The organism is Francisella philomiragia subsp. philomiragia ATCC 25015 (assembly GCF_000156715.1).
Taxonomy (GTDB): domain Bacteria; phylum Pseudomonadota; class Gammaproteobacteria; order Francisellales; family Francisellaceae; genus Francisella; species Francisella philomiragia.
On sequence record NZ_DS999316.1, the window covers coordinates 1 to 18,269 of the forward strand.

The window sequence follows — 18,269 nt, forward strand, 5'->3', positions numbered from 1 at the left end:
TATTAACTAATTACCATGCTTAACTACCTTATTACTATACATTTCAAAAGAATCATCATCAACCTTAGTTTGTTGCTTATTGATTAATGATTGTGTTTCTAGCTCTACATTAGTTAATTCTTTAGATATCGATTGTAGTATCTGCTTGTTAGATGCTTCTACATTAATGGTAGGTGATGCATATGAATAAGTGGAATATGCTATTAGTAATGTATAGACTAACTTCTTTTGTTTCATATTCTACGCTCCTTATATACTCTTTTTCAAAAGTATCGGCTAAGTATGATTGTTAATTATATATTATTTAATTAGCAAAGGAATATTGTTGATAGAATGCTATGTTATTTCGAGGATTTTGCTAGAGTTTATTAAAATTATTTAGGGAACTTAATTTATGCAAGAATATATTTAGTTGGATTATCTGGACATTCATGTATACCACATTCAATAAATGTTGAAGCGATGTTAGTAAAAATAGCAATTATAAAAATAACAAATACAATATGACTTAATTTACGAATTTTATTATTTTTTGCATCAGCTATCTCATTAGCATCCTTATTGATTTTATATTGATTAGGATAAGACATAACTATAGAAATATATATTATTGCAATCATGCATATTACAAATACCCAAGTATACATATGTAGGCCAAAGACTGTAGAACCAAATCCAACAGGATCTGAAACATGAAGTGCAATTTGTCTTAGGGAAATAAAAGATGTCAACACAGCAGCTAATAACGATAGTGCATAATGACTAGGTCTAATGTGATAGTGCATATTTAATAGAAACCCAAATCCTATTGCTAATAGTCCTAATCTTTGTAAAAGACATAATGGACAAGGTATTTCTCCCATTACAAATTGAAAATAGAATGCTGAAATAATTGTGACTGTTATACCCGCAAGCTCTATAGCACTTAGAAGTTTTATTAAGTCTTCTCTAAAATATTTTTTCATTTACTACTCCTTATCTAACTATAGGTAAATTGATAAGTGATCACTTGCATGATGAAGAAATACTAGTGATGTTACGATTAGAAAAAGACAAAACGTTATAATTCCCCAGCGTCTACTTGACCAAGCGGACATAACCGAAATGAAAAGCAGTATAAAACTTATTAATATACCTGGCATACCGATACTCCTTTAAATTGATAGATCAGATTAATAATAACAGTAATTTAATATATTTTCATATCTTTTTAAATTCAGTTGAAATCATATTTCATACCGCTATCTAAAATCATAATCAAGATATTGTAGTTTTTATCTTTGGGCAATTTTTCAATTAGTTTTTTAGCTATAAAATAATTTGCACCGCTACTATGTCCAGCGTAAATACCTTGCTCAATTGCTAACTCATCACATCCTTGCATAGCTTGGTTATCTGTAAATTGAATTACTTCATCTATATATGATAAATCCATAGATTTACAAAATACTGGATTTCCAGGACCTTCAACTTTATAGCTATGGATATTTTGTTGTATTGGTTTACCATGATAAAAAATATCATAATAAACAGAGCCTTTAGGATCAGGCATAATAACTTTAGTTTCTGGGTATATCTCTTTTATTTTTTTAGCACAACCTGTGATAGTTCCACCAGAGCCACCAACTGTTATAAAATAGTCAACTTTTAGAGAATGAGTTAAAAAGTAATTAACTATCTCTTGACCAGTGGTTTTGTAATGACACTCTGTATTCAGTATGTTATCGTATTGATTAATTAATATGCCATTCAAACTTTTTGCTAATTCTTTAGCTTTATTGACATAAAAACCAGCATCTGTATGATCAGCTGTATTTTTGCAAACGGTTAGGTTTGCTCCAAAACTTTTGACCATATCTCTTTTGATTTTTCCAGTTTTTTCTGGGCATGTAATATATACAGGATGATTATACAATTTTCCAATTGCAGCTAGAGAAGTTCCCATATTGCCAGAACTTGCTTCAACAATAGCTTGTTTAGGATTTATTTTTTTATTTTTGATTAAATTATCTAATATATATTTTGCAACTCGATCTTTTATACTTCCTGTAGGGTTAAGCCATTCGCATTTAGCGTATATGTTATGATTATTATTAGTTTTTAGTTTAATAATAGGAGTCTTACCTATTAGAGATATCATGATATTTTTGGGTATGTTTTAAATTAGACAATTTTAACAAAATGTTTGCTGTAGAACTGTTTTATTAGTTATGATGTGTGTAGTAGTGAGTTGCTTTTTGGACATTATCTGATTGAGTTAACAGTGTGTGATAGCGTTTAACCCCAATAGAATATGATCTTAATTTTGTTGGATTTGCATTAACAATAGATGTAGTACCAACTAAAATCAAAACTAATATGAGTATTTTTTTCATTATTTATTCCTCGTTTTTTACTATATATTCTATTTATTTCTAGTATATATCTGGTAGTAACAATAAGTCTTTACCAAAATTTACATACCAGCTATGCATAAACGAAATATAAAGGTAAATTAGATATTATTGTTAGATAAATTGATATTTAGATGAATTTTTATTTACTTTTGAGGTTCTAGTTTGCTAGTTACATCACCGGTTAAAGTTTTATCCATAACTGACACGCTTCTAATTGGTTGTCCTTCTTTTAAATTAGCTTCGTTTAAGTCTACATAAATTCTATTCCCTACAAGAGTATCCGATATGTAAAGTTTTTTATCTTTCATAGATATTACACTTTTCCATTGTGTCGGCCATTTGTCTTGAATATCAGAAGCTGTAAAATCAACTTCTTTATATCCTTTTACAAAAGGTACCGATACAGAATCAGCCGCGGCGAACATGTAATTAACAGCATCGTTAGCAGTATTTGCACTAGCTATATTTTCACTAATAAAGTTTGCTCTTATAAATCTATTTTCTGATTTGGCACCTCCCGGAATCATATCTATATTATATAAATCAGTTTTTTTGATATCTTTTAGTTTTTTTACCTGTTCATCATAACTTGGCTCATTTGTCATAGCTTTAGTATGTCTATGAATTTTTAACTTACCATCCACATATTCAATCATTGCACTATCTCCACTAGCATCTTCTATTGAGTAATGTATAGGTAAATTTCCTTTTTTGCCTTTAAGTTCAATCTGAGGAGTATAAATTTGATAGTTATTTAAGTTGTCAATAACTTCTTGTACGGATGCGTAATTGCCAAGTACATATCTTACCCATACTAGTCCGTTGACTCCCTTTATGCTAGTGTCTCTTTCTGGTTGTTGCATTGTTCCAAAATATAATAAGTGGACGGCTAATCCTTTTTCATTAATACCTTCAGCAGTCAAATTCTCTAGATTAGTTTCATCAACAGAAACATAGCCGTATTTGTCAGTCCAATCAAGAGAATTTTTTTCAAGAGCACCATTTTCTTTAGTACCTCTTGGGTATACTGTTAAATTTGGTTTTAGATCTATAAATACATCCATGGTTCTAGTAGAGTATTTACCTATATTTCCACCGAAATTATGATTAAGTTCAGAACACGCCATAGCAGGCACTGAAGTAGCTAATACTGTACTAGTTAGTAGAATGTTTGATAATATTTTTTTCATTTTTTACTCTCCTATTGATTATTTTAAAAAGCTAAAGTTAATTTGTTAACTTACACAGCTATTATATTTGTAGTAGTATTAATATGTCTGTAGCAAATAATGCATAAGAGCTATGCATAAATGAGGGTAATGATGAATTTTGATGATATTTTTATTTTTATAAAGCTTATTGATATAGGTACTTTTACAGAGTTAGCAAAGCATTTAAATGTTTCGCAAAGTACTGTTTCTCGTAGAATTCAAAACTTAGAAGAGTCTGTGAATATGAAACTAATAAAGCGGAACTCAAGAGGCCTAATAGAAATGACGGAGGATGGAGAGTCATTTTATATGAGCTTTAAAGATATTGAGAAACAGGCTAATACGACACTCCAGCAGATAGTGAATAAATCAAAAGAAATTAGTGGTACTTTAAAGGTAGGTATACCAAAACTTTTTCTAGATAATATACTTGCTGATAAGCTAGGTATTTTTTATGCGCGTTATCCTAATGTTAAATTAGTATTTAGTTATACGGCGGGAATTGTAGATTTGGTTAAAGATGATATTGATATAGCAATAACTATAAAAAAGCCTATAACTAGCAGTTGTACTATAAAAACTCTCGTAAGAGCAAAAAATAAACTATATGCTAGTCAAGATTATATTCAAACATATGGACAGCCAAGTTTACTAGAAGATCTTGAAAGTCATGATATAGTTGGATTTTTGCATAATGATAAATTTCAGACCACATTGATAGCTTTCTCTGAGAAAGATGATTCTAAAAATGAGGTTAGTATTAATCCGAATATGTTTCTTAATAACTCTATATGTGATATTAATATAGCGACTAAATGTAATAAGATTATTAACACCTTAGATATTTTTGCTAATAGTAAACTAAATGTATTACCAGTACTTGATGATTATTATTTTGGTAGAACTGATTTTTATTTGGTAAGAGCAACAGGAGTTAGAAATAATTTAGAACAAGAGTTTGTTAAATTTATTGATGTATGTTTACAGGAATATTAGATGAAGAAGATATTAATAACTTTTATTATGCTAGCTACTAGTATTAATCTATATGCGATTGTAGCTGGTAATTCGCTCAATGTAACGAGTAGTAGAGTTAAGACGGTCACAATTAATAAACATATTGATAAACCTATTACTAGTGATCAGTTTGAAGATGGTATTACTATGGCTAAGAATAAATAGTATGCGATAAAAAAGTTTATTTGCCAATACAGAAACTTGAGAAGATTTCTCCTAATAAATCATCAGAACTAAATTCTCCTGTAATAGAGTTAAGATGTTCTTGCACTATTAATAACTCTTCAGCTAAGAGTTCACCATTGCCAAGCTCTAATTGCTCCTTAGCAAGCTTGATATGATCAAATGCATTATCTATTGCGGTGACATGTCTTTCACGAGCTGTATAAATACTCTCATTCTGAGTAGTATATCCAACTTTAGCAAGTATGTGATCTTTTAGCTTATCGATACCAATATTACTTTCAGCTGATATGTAGATATGATTATTATGATTTAGAGGTACTTCTTTAAGAAGATCTATTTTATTATGGACATAAGTAATATCTATATCCTTAGGTATTTGATGGTAAAATTCAGGAATTATATCTTTTATATCACTAAATTTAACCTGACTATTTGTATAATCATCAGTTACAAATAATATTTGATCTGCCTCTTGAATTTTTTTGATAGCTCTTTTGATACCTTCGCTTTCGATAATATCATCACTACTACGTAATCCAGCAGTATCGATAATATGCATAGGAACACCATTTATTTGGATATGCTCTTTAACGATATCACGAGTTGTGCCTGCTATGGATGTTACAATTGCAGACTCTTTACCAGCTAGGGCATTTAAAAGACTGGATTTACCAGCATTGGGTTTACCCACTAGTATTAGTGTTATACCTTCAACAAGAATTGCTCCTTGTTTACAGCTATTTTTGACATCGAGAATTGTTTTATATATATCTTGTAAGCTATTGTGGATTTTTTGATCTTCTAAGAAGTTAATTTCTTCTTCTGGAAAATCAATAGATGCTTCTACGTACATTCGTAGATAGATAAGTTTTTCTAGAAGATTATTAATCTCTTTAGAAAAATCTCCCTGAAGAGATTTTGCTGCTGATTTTGCTGCTGTTTCTGAAGATGCATTAATAATATCTGCTACAGCTTCAGCTTGGGTTAAATCAAGCTTACTGTTAAGAAAGGCTCTTTCAGTAAATTCTCCTGCATTGGCCATTCTAGCTCCATATTCTAAGGTAGCTTTAATTATTAAATTAAGTATAAAAGGATTACCATGTGCCTGTATTTCAACGACATCTTCACCTGTATATGAGTTAGGGGAGTTAAAGAATATTACAATACCATGATCTATAATTTCATTAGTGTTATAAATATTGCAAAATGTTGCATACCTGGGTATGAGCCGTTTTTTTGTGAGCTTTTCTGCTATTGATAAAGCATCACTACCTGATATACGTACGATACCTATACCACCATTACCTTGAGGAGTTGCAACTGCAACTATAGTGTCTTTTGTGTACATATTTATTTTAATTTGTGATTTGAATTATTATCGTTATCTTCTTCTTGATCTATTACTCGACCCTTCTTGCTAGTATATTGTCTAAAGAAATCAGGGTTTTCTTTGATTATTTTTCTACGCACAAAAAATGAAAAAATCATCAAGAAAATAATCAGAAAAACAAATAAAGGTGCAAAAATAATAAACGATATAACCGTGATTGCAATAAGACTGAAAGAGGCTAAAATTTGTTTTACATTATTGTTCATTGCTTTGCTTTATAGTATTTAGCTTGTATAATATGAATATAAGTATATCACTTAGGTGGTTATTAAAATAGGGCTCTACAAAATTCTGTGGGCGTGGTATTCAAAATCCGGAGGTTTATATGAATATTCAAATTACTGGTAGACATGTTGAAGTTACTGATGCAATTAAAAATTATGTAAATGAGAAGATTGGTAAGGTAGGGCATTATTTTGACAATATTACTTCAACAAAAGTGATTTTAGATGTTGAAAAAGATCATCAAGTTGCAGAAGCTATAGTTACAGTTCCTGGTAGCGAATTCGTTGCAAAAGCTGAAGATAAAGATTTATATGCAGCTATTGACATGCTTGAAGATAAATTAGCTCGTCAAATTAAGAAGCATAAAAACAAATTAAGAGATAACCACGCTACTGGTCATTCTGAATAAATATTCTATTTAAAATCTTTCCATCTAGTTCATGAATTTAAAAGCTCTAATAAATAAAAAAGATATCGTTCTAAATCTCAATATTGAGTCAAAAAAACGCTTAATTGAGTTTTTTGCAAATAGGATATCTGATTACCCAGATATAGATGAGGATCTCGTATTAAAGAATATTTATAAAAGAGAAAGAATAGGTAATACATATATAGGTAAAAATATTTATATACCTCATTGTCGAGTTGAGAATCTTATAACTACTAGATTAATAATAGTTACGTTAAAAAATAGTTATTATGATGACTCGATAGATGATGATATAAAAATAGCAGTTGGTGTTTTTTTCCCTGATAAAATATCTGCTATTCATATGGAACTTTTAAAGCAATTAGCACTATATTTGAAAGAAGATCGTACGCAACAATATTTCCAACAAGCTGAAAGTTCTGAGGATTTATATAATTTAATTATTAATACTAACAATGAATAATTTATTTGATAATATACGCATAGTTCTAGTTGAGCCATCTCATAGTGGCAATGTAGGTTCTACTGCTAGAGCAATGCTGAATATGGGATTAACAAATTTGTGGCTAGTCAATCCTAAAAAAGGCATAGATGACGAAGCCATAGCGTTATCATGTCATGCTACAGAAGTTGTGAAAAATGCTAGGATTGTGCCTAATCTTCAAGAAGCGCTTGACGATATAGATTATGTAGTAGGGACTAGTGCAAGAGTGCGTAGAGTATCTCTGCCTATAGAGCCTATATCTAAAGTTGCTACAAACATACTTAATAAAATCCAAAAATCTGATGAAAAAATAGCAATATTATTTGGCAGAGAAAGAACGGGGCTATTAAATGAAGAGCTTTTGATGAGTAATGTGCATGCGTATATTCCGTCAAATGAAGGATATACATCTCTTAATCTAGCCCAAGCTGTACAACTAGTGGCTTATGAGATTTATAAGCAAACTGTAGAGATTAGTGACTTAAAAGAAGTTCCTGAATATACTCATTTGCATAAAAAAGCTTCTGTCAAAGAGCTACAGGGGTTATATCAACATTTTGAAGATAGTATGCTTCAATCTGGATTTTTGGATAAAGATAAACCTGGTCATGTAATGGATAAAATGCGTAGACTTTTTCAAAGATCTGAATTAGAGAGTCAAGAGGTTAATATATTGAGAGGCTTTTTGACATCATTAGATAATAAGGGTAAGTTAAAATGATTATCCTTGGTATAGATGAAGCAGGGCGTGGACCATTATCAGGACCTGTAGTTGCTGCTGGAGTAATACTAGATCCTGAAAAAACTATTGATGGTCTTTCAGACTCTAAAAAATTAACAGAAAAAAAACGTCAATCACTATATGAAGTAATAACTGCTCATGCAAAAGCATATACAATAGTTGAAGTTTCACCTCAGCAAATTGATCAATTAAATATCCTTCAAGCAACGCTCAAAGCGATGAATCAAGTTGCAGATAATTTAAAGGGACAATTTGATAAAGTGCTGGTTGATGGTAATAAATTACCAAACTGGGATTATAATTCAGAAGCTATTGTGAAAGGTGATTCAAAAGTTCAAGAAATATCTGCAGCTTCGATATTAGCAAAAGTACACAGAGATAATATTTGTCTTGAGCATGATAGATTATTTCCACAATATGGTTTTGCCAAGCATAAAGGTTATCCGACAAAAGAACATCTTGAAAATATAAGAAAATATGGTGTATTAAATATCCATAGAAAAAGCTATAAACCAATTCAACTATTGTTATAAATGAATAACTCTGAAAACTACTACACAGCAGGAAAGAGTTTAGGACTTTTTGCACTTACAGCTACTCTTGTAATGACAGAGCTAAATATATCAACTCTGATAGGTTTCTCGAGCTTAGGATATTTATATGGATTCTCAGCACTATCTCTAGGAATTGTGTTTTTAGTTGGATTATTATTTTATTCTTTTAGTGTCGCTAAAAAGTGGAAAAACTTTGATGCAATTAGTGTGTCTGAATTTTTTTCTCAACGTTATAATCCAGTATTTGGATTAGTAGTAGCATTATGTTTATTAACTGCGATGGCAGGGTTTGGAGCTAACTTTATATACTCTACTACAATTTATCTACAAGAGATTTTTCCTTCTTATAATCATTGGTTAATAAGTGGGGTGGCATGTAGTTTAATGTTATTATTTACCATAAGAGACGGACTACTAGTGATAGTGAAAATAGATAAGTTGAGCTTTTTATTATCTATAGTTCTATTTATATATTTAGGGTATTTAGCATATAATGCTGATGCTTCTGCACTTGGATATATTAATAATGCACAAATACCAACCTTACCAGTTTCTTTTTCTATATCTCTAGCAATTCTTACAGCATTTACTTACATACTTTCACCATGGTATGGACAAAAAATATTTGCTGCCAAATCTAAGAAAGTGGCTTTTTATGCTGTCCTGATTACATCATTTATTGTGAGTTTGATTTATCTGATAGCTGTCTATACTACGGCTAAATATGCAGGAGTGATTAGCTCCATCAATCCTGATGAAGCATTTGTGTATACTGTGCGAAATCTCTTCAGTAGACCTATGTTAGTTATATTTTATCTTATGATGTTTATGATAGCTTTGACAACTATAGCAGCATTATGGAATACTATGGCCTCGATGTGTTCTGTACATTTTCAAGATAATAAAAGCGAGCAGAAAAATATCATTACAGTAATGATTATTGCAATTTTTAGCTACATACTTGCTAATACTTTTATAGACCAAGTTCTTGATAAAATGTTACTCTTTAATATTCCTATTGCTGCCTTAGCATTTAGTTTGCTATATGGGTTTTATGGTAGTAAGACTAATTTATTAGGAGCTATTCTAAGTACTGTAATGGGTGTGATAAGTGCTTTATGTTGCTATTTGATTTTTAATCAAGATGATTTTGTTTTCTATTGGGCAAGTGTGTGTATACCTTTAAGTTTTATGATTGGGTATTTGCCTGTAGTGTTAGGATATTTTAAAAAATTATAGTCTATTGTTTCTAGGTTTCTTAAGTAATATGAATTCAGCAAATATTCCAAGACCTATGCCAATTAGCGTGTCGAAAATTCGTGCTATAGTAAACCTGATTACCGTCATATCTGATTTGAGAAAATAAAATACTGCAATTAACCAAATCGTTGCAAAAACAATACCAAGTCCATAATTATGATTAATCATAAAATATGTAAGAAAAATGAAGATAAAACAGGAGTATATTGCTAATGGATATTTATCAAAAATAAAGTGTGATAATACAATACTTATAACGGCACCAATAAGAGTGCCAATTAATCGATGCAGAGATGTTTTTATAGATATTACATAATTTCCTGTAGATACTATAACTATAGAATAGCAAATCCAAGCTGGATTAGTTATATGTATAAATCTAGCAGTTATATAAACAGAGACTATAAGGATGGTAATGATAATAGCTTGTTTAAAAACAAATGAGTCATTATTAATAGTCGGAGTTTTGATATCAACACTTGGCATAATTATTGTAAATAATGAAGTTGATATGTAGCCCATTAATAATCCAGTTAGACAGTAATTAAGAGAAGGTAATAGAGTATTCTCAGATAGAATTGGATCAAGATAGAAAAAAAGTAGTACATATACTATCAAGAATATAATTAAAATACGCCCGCCATTGAAATATCGTTGTGAACATAGACAATAAAAAACTAAAATTCCACGAGCTAGTTCTTGCAATATTGGCGAACTTATCAAACTGACAAAAGATGCTAGAAGCATCATTATTAGAACTAGACTTGTATTTGTGGTTAGGCTTTTGATTTGTTCAAGCTTAGTATTTCCAAAGCGATAAAAAGGTAGAAATATCCCAAAAACAAAAGCCCAAATCATAGGTAGCATTTGATGATTGTAAAAGTAGGATGCGCTTAAGCTAGAAAAAAATACAGAAGCTGTAATCGTCGAAGCAAAAATATAATTATTTTTATCTGTGAAAATATTTTTTGTCATATAAATTAAATTTTGATGGCTGCAATTTTTTCTATGAAGTTAGTTATATCAGCTCTAATTCCAGATACTCCGATAATTTTATCCTTATCATAGATAGGTTGTCTTAATATAAAATATGCTCTTGTAACGCCTTTTTTATCAGTAAAAATATCAATAGGATTAATCTCTTTACCAGCAATTATATCTTGATCTTTTTTTCGATATATAGCCCCAATTTCAGCCCCAAAAATTTTTGAGTCATCGAATCCTATAAAATCTTCTGGAGTTAAATCTGCTAATGCTGCTGCTTGATGATTTATATAGATATATTTGCCATCAATATCTTTTATAAAAAAAGGTGATTTTTGTTGCATGATAGCTTTGTCAAGTAAGATTTGTTTTTGATTTAATGTGATCATATTTCAAGACTAGTTAGATAATTACGGATGAGATGTTATCATTAGTTGAAATATAACGCAATGCTTCATATAATTGTAAGTAAAAAATATATATTTTTTATGTTACTAGATAAATTTACAAATTTAAGTCAACAATGGAGAAGAATTAATGCCTTATGGTATAAAATATTCATGAACTATTTGGAGCAAAAAAATTTTACCTACACAGAGTCTATTGTTTTACTAGCTACTTTATCACTTAATAAACCTTCAAAGTCGGATATTTCTAACTATATGAGATGTGAGCCTCAGAGTATTACTAGAGCGATTAATAGCCTGCTATCTAAAAAGTTACTGAAGCGATATGTTGATACAAAAGATAAAAGAGTTGTGCGTTTTGAATTAACAGAACTAGGAAAAGAGTTTTCAGTTAAGACTCAAGATTTTATAAACATAAATTGGCAAAAGTCTTTGGGACATATCGATAATAAAGATTTAAATATCTTTACTAAGCAACTAGATGAGATGATTATTAATCTAGAAAGTTTAACAAATGTTCATAAAACCGAAAAAGAATCTAATTAATCAAAAAAAGGTAATATAAAATGGCTAAGATTATATTAAAAAATGCAAATGTTTTTAATGGTAAAGATAATCAAATTAATCACTATAATTATGTTTATGTAGAAGGTAGTAAGATTTTATCATTAACTGATAATGAAATTTCTAATTTTAGTGCTGAGATAATTATAGATTTAAAAGATAGGTTTTTGATGCCTGGGCTTATAGATGCTCATGTGCATTTATCTTCAGCAGCATCAGTGGATCTAGCAAATGATAATATATCAAGTGATTTCATGGCTATAGAGTCACTACAAGCAGCAGAAGAGTCATTGCTGAGAGGATTTACGACATTACGAGATGCTGGCGGAGCTGGTTATGGAATAGCTCAGGCTTTTGAAAAAAGAAAAGCAACAACACCAAGATTGTTTTATAGTGGTAAGGCTCTAAGTGCTACAGGTGGTCATGGAGATTTTAGAGGAACTACTGAATCAAAAATTTGTTCTTGTCAAGTCAGTGGTTCAAATATTTCTACAATATGTGATGGTGTGCCAGAGGTACTAAAAGCCACAAGAGAGCAGCTAAGAGAGGGTGCTACCCAGATTAAAATTATGGCAGCTGGAGGTATTGCATCCCCAGCAGATAAAATTACTAACTTACAATTTTCTGATGATGAAATACTAGCAATTGTTGATGAAGCTAAACGTAATGGAACTTATGTCATGGCACATGCTTATACTCCAGAAGCTTTAATACGCTGCGTTAAATTAGGTGTAAGATCTTTAGAGCATGCGAATCTCCTTGATGAAAAGGCAGCAAAAATAATTGCTGCAAATAATGCTTTCATTGTACCTACGTTAGCAATTTATGAAGCATTTTATCTTCATGGTAAAGAGTTTAATACCCCAGATCATATCTTAGAGAAGTTAGGTGGAGTTCGATCAAATAGTCTTGAGGCTATTAAAATTGCGCATGATTATAGTATTAATGTTGGTTTTGGTACAGATCTATTGGGAGGTCTAATGAGGTATCAAAATACTGAGTTTAAGATTAGATCTCAAGTTGAAACACCATTCCAAACTCTATACTCAGCTACCTGTAAAAATGCAGAGTTATTAAATATGGTAGATAAACTAGGCATAATAAAATCAGGTGCCTTTGCTGACATCATTGTATTTGAAGGAAACCCTCTAGAGGATATAGGTTTATTGGTAAATCCTGATGAGAGCATAAAACTAATAATTAAAGATGGCTATATTGTTTTAGATAAATTGACTACATAAAGTTTCTAGATAAGATAGGAAGAATTTCTAGAGAATTAATCTAATGAAAGAACATTATCTGAATTTGTTTCGCCTAATTTCTTAGGGTTAACAGCCTCATCATCTTCACCTTCATTAATATTAATTCCATAGCCGAATTCACGAGCATACATTCCTTGTTCAGTTTCTTTAGAGAAGACCTCTAAAACTGATTCTATAGGAATATTAATGGACATTGGTTCACCATCAAAAGTAGCATCGAAGCTAATATGGTTATCATCAATCTCTAAGTTTTGTATAGCTTGAGGAGATAGGTCTAGTAGTATTTTATTATCTTCATCAATATAGTTGTTAGGTACGACTACACCTTCATACTCCGTATCAACTAAAATATATGGTGTAAATCCGTGATCAACTAGCCAGTTGTATGTAGCTTTAACTACATATGCTCTAAGCATAGCCATATCAAGCTCCTTGTGCTTTAATCGTTTTTATAAAATTAGCTTCACTTAATAGCTCTTTAATTTCTTTGATAATATTTTTATCTTTTGTAGGAATTGAAATCTTAAGCTTAATAAAGTAATAAAAAACAAAAGTTATAATAAGAGTTAAAACATTAATGTTTTGTGCATCAGGATTGCTTTCAGCATTTATCTCTCTTTCACTAACGATTGTTTTATAAGTGCTAATAATATCTTTTTGCATTTTCACTTTTATCTCAGATGCTTCTTCTTCTGTCAAATTTGAGTCTTGCAATTTTATGATATTTTGTAGAAATGTTTTATTAACATATTCTAGTAATATTCTTGCATTAGCTCTTTGCTTGGGAAAAACAGGAAACATTGGAGGAAAAGGATACAAATCTTCTATAGCTTCTATAATAACACTTAGTCTGTATACAGCAAAATCATCAGTGCTAAGCGTAGGGATATTGCCATTAGGTGTTATTATATTTAGTTCTTCTAGGTGTTTTGAGTTTTCCTCTTTAGAAACATCTATAATCTTCGCATTAGCTCCTTTGATAAGAAGAATCATGCGAACTATGTCGCTATAGATATCATCCTTTTTTGTATATAATAACAAGATTTTATCCTCCTAGTGATAAAAAAATAAAAAGAATAATAGAAAGGTATATAACGTATATTAACGTTTAGAGAACTGTCTTCTTCTACGAGCTTTTCTAAGACCAAACTTCTTACGCTCAACTTTACGTGAATCACGAGTTACAAAACCTGCTTCACGAAGAGCTGGTTTTAAATCTTCATCAAACTCAATAAGAGCTCTAGTAACACCTAAACGGATAGCACCTGCTTGACCTGTAGTACCACCACCTTTTACTGTTACTTTGAAGTCAAAGTTTTCAGTGTTGTTAGTTAATTCTAAAGGCTGCTTAACAACCATGCAGTCTGTTTCACGACATAAATACTGCTCTAATGGAAGACCATTAACAATAAATTGACCAGTACCTTTTTTCATAAATACACGAGCTACAGAGCTTTTACGACGACCTGTACCATAATTATATTCTGACATTTTTACCATCCTTTATTAAATATTGTGAGCTTGAGGTTGTTGAGCTGTATGTGGGTGATTTTCACCAGCATAAACTTTTAACTTTTTGTACATTGCACGCCCTAGAGGAGATCTAGGAAGCATACCTTTAACAGCTTTTTCAATAGCTCTTTCTGGATGAGTTGCAATTAGCTTCTCAAAAGAGATTGATTTGATACCGCCAATATATCCAGTGTGGTGGTGGTAAATTTTGCCTTTTCTTTTGTTACCAGTTACAGCTACTTTTTCTGCATTGATGATAACAACATAATCACCAGTGTCCATAGAAGGAGTATATTCTGGTTTGTTTTTACCTCTTAGGATCATTGCTACTTCACTAGCTAGACGACCTAAAGTTTTATCTGTAGCATCAATCAAAAGCCATTGTCTTTTGATATCTGATGGTTTTGCAGTAAACGTTTTCATCTTTTTTCCTTTAAATTATTGTTGTCAATTACTCAGTTTTTGCAAAAAATTCTTAATCATGCAAACTGACGCAGTTCGCCGTACTTTAAAAATTTAAGCAGCTTATATGATACAATTTTCATTCTAAATAATCAAATTATTAGAGGTATTATTTTGAATAATTTTACTAGCCTCTTTATTTGATCTTCTAATACAATTCTCTATAGCTAATCTATCAAAAAAATTACCTGTGATATGCAAGTTAGATACTTGAGAAAGCTCTTTTTCTAAATCCTGTAGGAAAGTGCTGTGATTACGATGATAGCACGGTAATGTGTTTTGTTTTGTATATATATGAAGAATATCTTCGTCAGTGATATTCAGAAGTTTTATGATCTTAAGCGTTAACTCTTTTTGATGATCGTTAGTTTTACAATGAAATACCATAGCTCTATAGCTTGGATTATCAACAATATCACGAGACACAGCTGAGTAAAAGAACTGTTCTTTACCAATTAAGCCAGCAATATTTTTAATATGTTTCAAGGATTCTTTACTTGCAACAATTCCTATACTTGTCAGGTTTGACATGACAGGTCTATATTGATGTTTTGCTATATTTGGTAGTATATTTTCTAGCAAAGACTCCGTTACATTCCATGGCGTCGCAATGCATAAGTTATCACAGTGATAACTATTAGCACTGTCTGTTTTAACTATCCATGTATCTTGTTTTGAAATCTTGATAATTTTTTCTTTGATAATTTTTTGTTTTTGATTATTAAATAATTCAGATAAGCCATTTTTGAATGTAAAACTTCGAGGTAAAGAAGTATCTCTATCATATTTTTTAAATAGGTATTCCATTGGGAAGTTTTGGCTATTTTGAGATAATACAGCATCAAAACAAAACTTTAATGTTCGGTTGTAATTCTTTTTGCCAAATAGCTTTATTGCATATTCGCTAACAGTTTTATCTTCTTTTGAGATATTTCTATTCTTTAAGAAACTAACAGCAGCCGTAAAAGGATTTATATTAGTAAAAATACTTTGAATTTTGTTATTAGGTTGTACAAATAGGAATGGGACTTTTCTTCTTGATTGGATGTTTTGCTCGAGACAGTTGTTGCGGATATAGTCTATAGTTTCATTGTAAGAGTTATATATCGTATGTGCACCCATTTCAAACCAAAAATCTTTATATTTCTGGGAGTCTATACATCCTCCGATATTATTAGATTCAAATATACAGTGGTCTATATTCGCTTGAGATAGCTTTTGTGCTAGAGATATGCCAGAAATTCCAGCACCAATAATTATAGTATTAAAATGTTTAAAATTATTCATTTGGTAACAGAATCCATAGTTTACCTTGATTATTCATGTGGCCAGCGTTAAATTCAGCCTGTTGACCATGCCCCCAGAATACATCACCTCGTATAGGACCTCGAATGGCCCCTCCTGTATCTTGAGCTATCATTAATCTATCAAGTGGTTTAGTGTCATGATGATTATCTTCGTAGTAATCTGTTTCTAGCCAAAGAGGAACTCCATACAGATAGTATCTGTCATCAACTGCTAAAGAATAGCCAGGAGTTAGCTCAACATCTTGAGCGCCAACTGCATTTTTGCGATCTACATATCTAAAGAATACAAAAGAGGGATCATAATTTAGAACATCATCTATTTTGTCTTTATTTTTGTTTAACCAAGCTTTAATTGCTTGCATTGACATTTCATCTCTGGTCATATAGCCATTATCAAGTAGGTATCTTCCTATAGGTTTGTACTCATGTCCATTTTGACTATCATAACCAACTAAGATATCACCACTATCAGTTTCGATCCTTCCTGAGCCTTGTATTTGCAAGAATGTTCTATCAACTTTTGATTTAACCCATACCAATACATCTTTTTTTGTTAGTAGGTTACCATTTGATATTTCTGCACGCGTATAGTAAGGAACAAATTTACCATCATTGTATCTTCCAAAAGAAAAATTATCATCACCTCTTGGTTGTTTGATTAAGTCATTAGGAGTTCTATAAATAGGTACGGTATATTGTAGAGTTTTGACTAGACTACCCTTTATAGTGGGTTCGTAGTATCCCGTGAATATTCCAGTATCTTTATTCTTATATAGTATTTGGTAAGGAGTAAAGTTCTGCTCAAAAAAAGCCTTTGCTTGATCTTTTGTTTCTATTTTAGCAGCCATCACTTTATGGCAAATATTTATCCAATTTGTATATTCAGGTTTATTTTCATCAACTATTTTTGCACATGATTTTTTAAATGTATCAAAAGATATAAGTTGATCACTCGTATCCCAGTTATTAAGATCTTTGAAATCAGCTTTTTTGTAATCAACTTTATCTGAATATTTCTTTGATAAATAACGTTGAGCAGTTACATTTGTGCAGCTACTTATAAGAATTAAAAGTGCTATAAAGCTTATTTTTTTTAAATTCTTTTTTATTTTTCTAATATTCATATAAAAAAATGCCAATAATTTCTTGAAAATACAAAAATAATCACTATGTATAAAACATCTAACAAATTGTAGTACTAACAGGATCAAAATAAAAGGTTGTTTTATGGGTAAAGAAGAAAAAAATAATATAGAAGATAAGGCTTTAGACAATGAGCAAGAGATGGATCAAGAGTCTACCAGTAAAGCTGTAGAAGAATTATCTATAGAAGAGCAATTAGAAAGAGCAAGAGATACAATAAAAGAGTTAGAAGAAACATGTGACTCTTTTAAGGATGAAGCCCTAAGAGCTAGAGCTGAGATGGAAAATGTTCGTAAAAGAGCCGAAAGAGATGTCTCTAATGCACGCAAATTTGGTATAGAGAAGTTTGCTAAAGAGCTTTTGCCAGTAATTGATAGTATTGAGCAAGCATTAAAGCATGAAGTTAAGCTTGAAGAGGCTATAGCTATGAAAGAGGGTATAGAATTAACATCTAAGATGCTTGTTGATACGCTCAAAAAAAATGGTCTAGAAGAGCTAGATCCAAAGGGTGAGAAGTTTGACCCTAATCTACATGAGGCGATGGCTATGATACCTAATCCTGAATTTGAAGATAATACTATTTTTGATGTGTTTCAAAAAGGTTATATGCTAAATGGTCGTGTAGTTAGAGCAGCTAAGGTAGTTATAGTAAAAAATTAAAAAAAATACTTGAAAAGCTAATAGATATACCCATCTATAAGTCGAGATTGAAAAAAAGTTTAAAAAATAAAAT

General features: G+C 30.7%; 26 protein-coding genes. 10 read left to right on the top strand and 16 right to left on the bottom strand.

What is annotated here, in order from left to right; genetic code table 11:
- Positions 1-6: 6 nt before the first annotated feature.
- The 6 genes from FTPG_RS05330 to FTPG_RS05345 form a co-directional block, all read right to left on the bottom strand.
- A complete protein-coding gene (locus FTPG_RS05330) occupies positions 7-237 on the bottom strand; it encodes a hypothetical protein (protein WP_004287401.1) in 231 nt (76 codons plus the stop codon).
- Between the two features lie 155 nt (positions 238-392).
- A complete protein-coding gene (locus FTPG_RS05335) occupies positions 393-965 on the bottom strand; it encodes a disulfide bond formation protein B (protein ID WP_004287402.1) in 573 nt (190 codons plus the stop codon).
- An 18-nt stretch (positions 966-983) separates the two neighbouring features.
- Positions 984-1,142: a DUF5993 family protein gene (locus tag FTPG_RS09865; protein ID WP_267906019.1), complete on the bottom strand. Its 159-nt coding sequence runs from the start codon at positions 1,140-1,142 to the stop codon at positions 984-986.
- 74 nt (positions 1,143-1,216) lie between these two features.
- Positions 1,217-2,140: a PLP-dependent cysteine synthase family protein gene (locus FTPG_RS05340; RefSeq protein WP_004287403.1), complete on the bottom strand. Its 924-nt coding sequence runs from the start codon at positions 2,138-2,140 to the stop codon at positions 1,217-1,219.
- 64 nt (positions 2,141-2,204) lie between these two features.
- Positions 2,205-2,375, bottom strand: a complete 171-nt coding sequence (locus tag FTPG_RS09795) for a hypothetical protein (RefSeq protein WP_004287404.1) — start codon at positions 2,373-2,375, stop codon at positions 2,205-2,207.
- Between the two features lie 164 nt (positions 2,376-2,539).
- The gene (locus FTPG_RS05345; protein WP_004287405.1) at positions 2,540-3,586 is read right to left on the bottom strand and encodes a linear amide C-N hydrolase; all 1,047 of its coding nucleotides are present in this window, start codon (positions 3,584-3,586) and stop codon (positions 2,540-2,542) included.
- Between the two features lie 132 nt (positions 3,587-3,718).
- On the opposite strand from FTPG_RS05345, the gene FTPG_RS05350 reads away from it, so the two are divergent.
- Together FTPG_RS05350 and FTPG_RS05355 are read left to right on the top strand one after the other, a co-directional pair.
- Positions 3,719-4,603 carry a LysR family transcriptional regulator gene (locus FTPG_RS05350; protein ID WP_035722474.1) on the top strand — a complete coding sequence of 295 codons (885 nt, stop codon included), beginning with the start codon at positions 3,719-3,721 and terminating at the stop codon, positions 4,601-4,603.
- Positions 4,604-4,789 carry a hypothetical protein gene (locus tag FTPG_RS05355; RefSeq protein WP_004287407.1) on the top strand — a complete coding sequence of 62 codons (186 nt, stop codon included), beginning with the start codon at positions 4,604-4,606 and terminating at the stop codon, positions 4,787-4,789.
- 16 nt (positions 4,790-4,805) lie between these two features.
- On the opposite strand, the gene mnmE is transcribed toward FTPG_RS05355, so the two are convergent.
- Positions 4,806-6,158, bottom strand: a complete 1,353-nt coding sequence (mnmE, locus tag FTPG_RS05360) for a tRNA uridine-5-carboxymethylaminomethyl(34) synthesis GTPase MnmE (RefSeq protein WP_004287408.1) — start codon at positions 6,156-6,158, stop codon at positions 4,806-4,808.
- 2 nt (positions 6,159-6,160) lie between these two features.
- Positions 6,161-6,406, bottom strand: a complete 246-nt coding sequence (locus tag FTPG_RS05365) for a hypothetical protein (protein ID WP_004287409.1) — start codon at positions 6,404-6,406, stop codon at positions 6,161-6,163.
- Between the two features lie 119 nt (positions 6,407-6,525).
- On the opposite strand from FTPG_RS05365, the gene hpf reads away from it, so the two are divergent.
- The 5 genes from hpf to FTPG_RS05390 are packed head-to-tail and all read left to right on the top strand — an operon-like array spanning position 6,526 to position 9,874.
- Positions 6,526-6,834: a ribosome hibernation-promoting factor, HPF/YfiA family gene (hpf, locus tag FTPG_RS05370; RefSeq protein WP_004287410.1), complete on the top strand. Its 309-nt coding sequence runs from the start codon at positions 6,526-6,528 to the stop codon at positions 6,832-6,834.
- Positions 6,835-6,865: 31 nt separating this feature from the next.
- The gene (locus tag FTPG_RS05375) at positions 6,866-7,318 is read left to right on the top strand and encodes a PTS sugar transporter subunit IIA (RefSeq protein ID WP_004287411.1); all 453 of its coding nucleotides are present in this window, start codon (positions 6,866-6,868) and stop codon (positions 7,316-7,318) included.
- Positions 7,311-8,060 carry an RNA methyltransferase gene (locus FTPG_RS05380; RefSeq protein WP_004287412.1) on the top strand — a complete coding sequence of 250 codons (750 nt, stop codon included), beginning with the start codon at positions 7,311-7,313 and terminating at the stop codon, positions 8,058-8,060. Before FTPG_RS05375 ends, FTPG_RS05380 begins: the two co-directional genes overlap by 8 nt.
- On the top strand, positions 8,057-8,614 hold the full coding sequence (gene rnhB, locus FTPG_RS05385) for a ribonuclease HII (RefSeq protein ID WP_004287413.1): 558 nt from the start codon (positions 8,057-8,059) through the stop codon (positions 8,612-8,614). Before FTPG_RS05380 ends, rnhB begins: the two co-directional genes overlap by 4 nt.
- On the top strand, positions 8,615-9,874 hold the full coding sequence (locus tag FTPG_RS05390; protein ID WP_004287414.1) for a sodium:solute symporter family transporter: 1,260 nt from the start codon (positions 8,615-8,617) through the stop codon (positions 9,872-9,874).
- Here FTPG_RS05390 and FTPG_RS05395 read toward each other — a convergent pair.
- The gene (locus FTPG_RS05395) at positions 9,869-10,870 is read right to left on the bottom strand and encodes an FUSC family protein (RefSeq protein ID WP_004287415.1); all 1,002 of its coding nucleotides are present in this window, start codon (positions 10,868-10,870) and stop codon (positions 9,869-9,871) included. The genes FTPG_RS05390 and FTPG_RS05395 overlap by 6 nt on opposite strands.
- 5 nt (positions 10,871-10,875) lie before the next feature.
- Positions 10,876-11,268, bottom strand: a complete 393-nt coding sequence (locus FTPG_RS05400) for a PAS domain-containing protein (RefSeq protein WP_004287416.1) — start codon at positions 11,266-11,268, stop codon at positions 10,876-10,878.
- A 99-nt stretch (positions 11,269-11,367) separates the two neighbouring features.
- Between FTPG_RS05400 and FTPG_RS05405 the strand changes: the two genes are divergently transcribed.
- Positions 11,368-11,832, top strand: a complete 465-nt coding sequence (locus FTPG_RS05405) for a MarR family winged helix-turn-helix transcriptional regulator (RefSeq protein ID WP_234367162.1) — start codon at positions 11,368-11,370, stop codon at positions 11,830-11,832.
- 20 nt (positions 11,833-11,852) lie between these two features.
- Complete coding sequence (locus FTPG_RS05410) at positions 11,853-13,091, top strand: metal-dependent hydrolase family protein (protein ID WP_004287418.1); 1,239 nt, start codon at positions 11,853-11,855, stop codon at positions 13,089-13,091.
- Positions 13,092-13,126: 35 nt separating this feature from the next.
- Here FTPG_RS05410 and mglB read toward each other — a convergent pair whose 3' ends face one another.
- From mglB to mltA, 6 genes are all read right to left on the bottom strand, one after another.
- Entirely contained in the window at positions 13,127-13,534 is a 408-nt protein-coding gene (mglB, locus tag FTPG_RS05415) for a transcriptional regulator MglB (protein ID WP_004287419.1), read from the bottom strand.
- A gap of 1 nt (position 13,535) precedes the next feature.
- Positions 13,536-14,153: a transcriptional regulator MglA gene (mglA, locus tag FTPG_RS05420; protein WP_004287420.1), complete on the bottom strand. Its 618-nt coding sequence runs from the start codon at positions 14,151-14,153 to the stop codon at positions 13,536-13,538.
- Positions 14,154-14,213: 60 nt separating this feature from the next.
- On the bottom strand, positions 14,214-14,603 hold the full coding sequence (rpsI, locus tag FTPG_RS05425) for a 30S ribosomal protein S9 (protein ID WP_012280747.1): 390 nt from the start codon (positions 14,601-14,603) through the stop codon (positions 14,214-14,216).
- 15 nt (positions 14,604-14,618) lie between these two features.
- Complete coding sequence (rplM, locus tag FTPG_RS05430; RefSeq protein ID WP_004287422.1) at positions 14,619-15,047, bottom strand: 50S ribosomal protein L13; 429 nt, start codon at positions 15,045-15,047, stop codon at positions 14,619-14,621.
- A 123-nt stretch (positions 15,048-15,170) separates the two neighbouring features.
- Entirely contained in the window at positions 15,171-16,373 is a 1,203-nt protein-coding gene (locus tag FTPG_RS05435) for an NAD(P)-binding protein (protein ID WP_004287423.1), read from the bottom strand.
- A complete protein-coding gene (gene mltA / locus FTPG_RS05440) occupies positions 16,366-17,517 on the bottom strand; it encodes a murein transglycosylase A (RefSeq protein WP_035722479.1) in 1,152 nt (383 codons plus the stop codon). Before mltA ends, FTPG_RS05435 begins: the two co-directional genes overlap by 8 nt.
- Before the next feature lie 103 nt (positions 17,518-17,620).
- On the opposite strand from mltA, the gene grpE reads away from it, so the two are divergent.
- On the top strand, positions 17,621-18,196 hold the full coding sequence (gene grpE / locus FTPG_RS05445) for a nucleotide exchange factor GrpE (RefSeq protein WP_004287425.1): 576 nt from the start codon (positions 17,621-17,623) through the stop codon (positions 18,194-18,196).
- Positions 18,197-18,269: the final 73 nt, after the last annotated feature.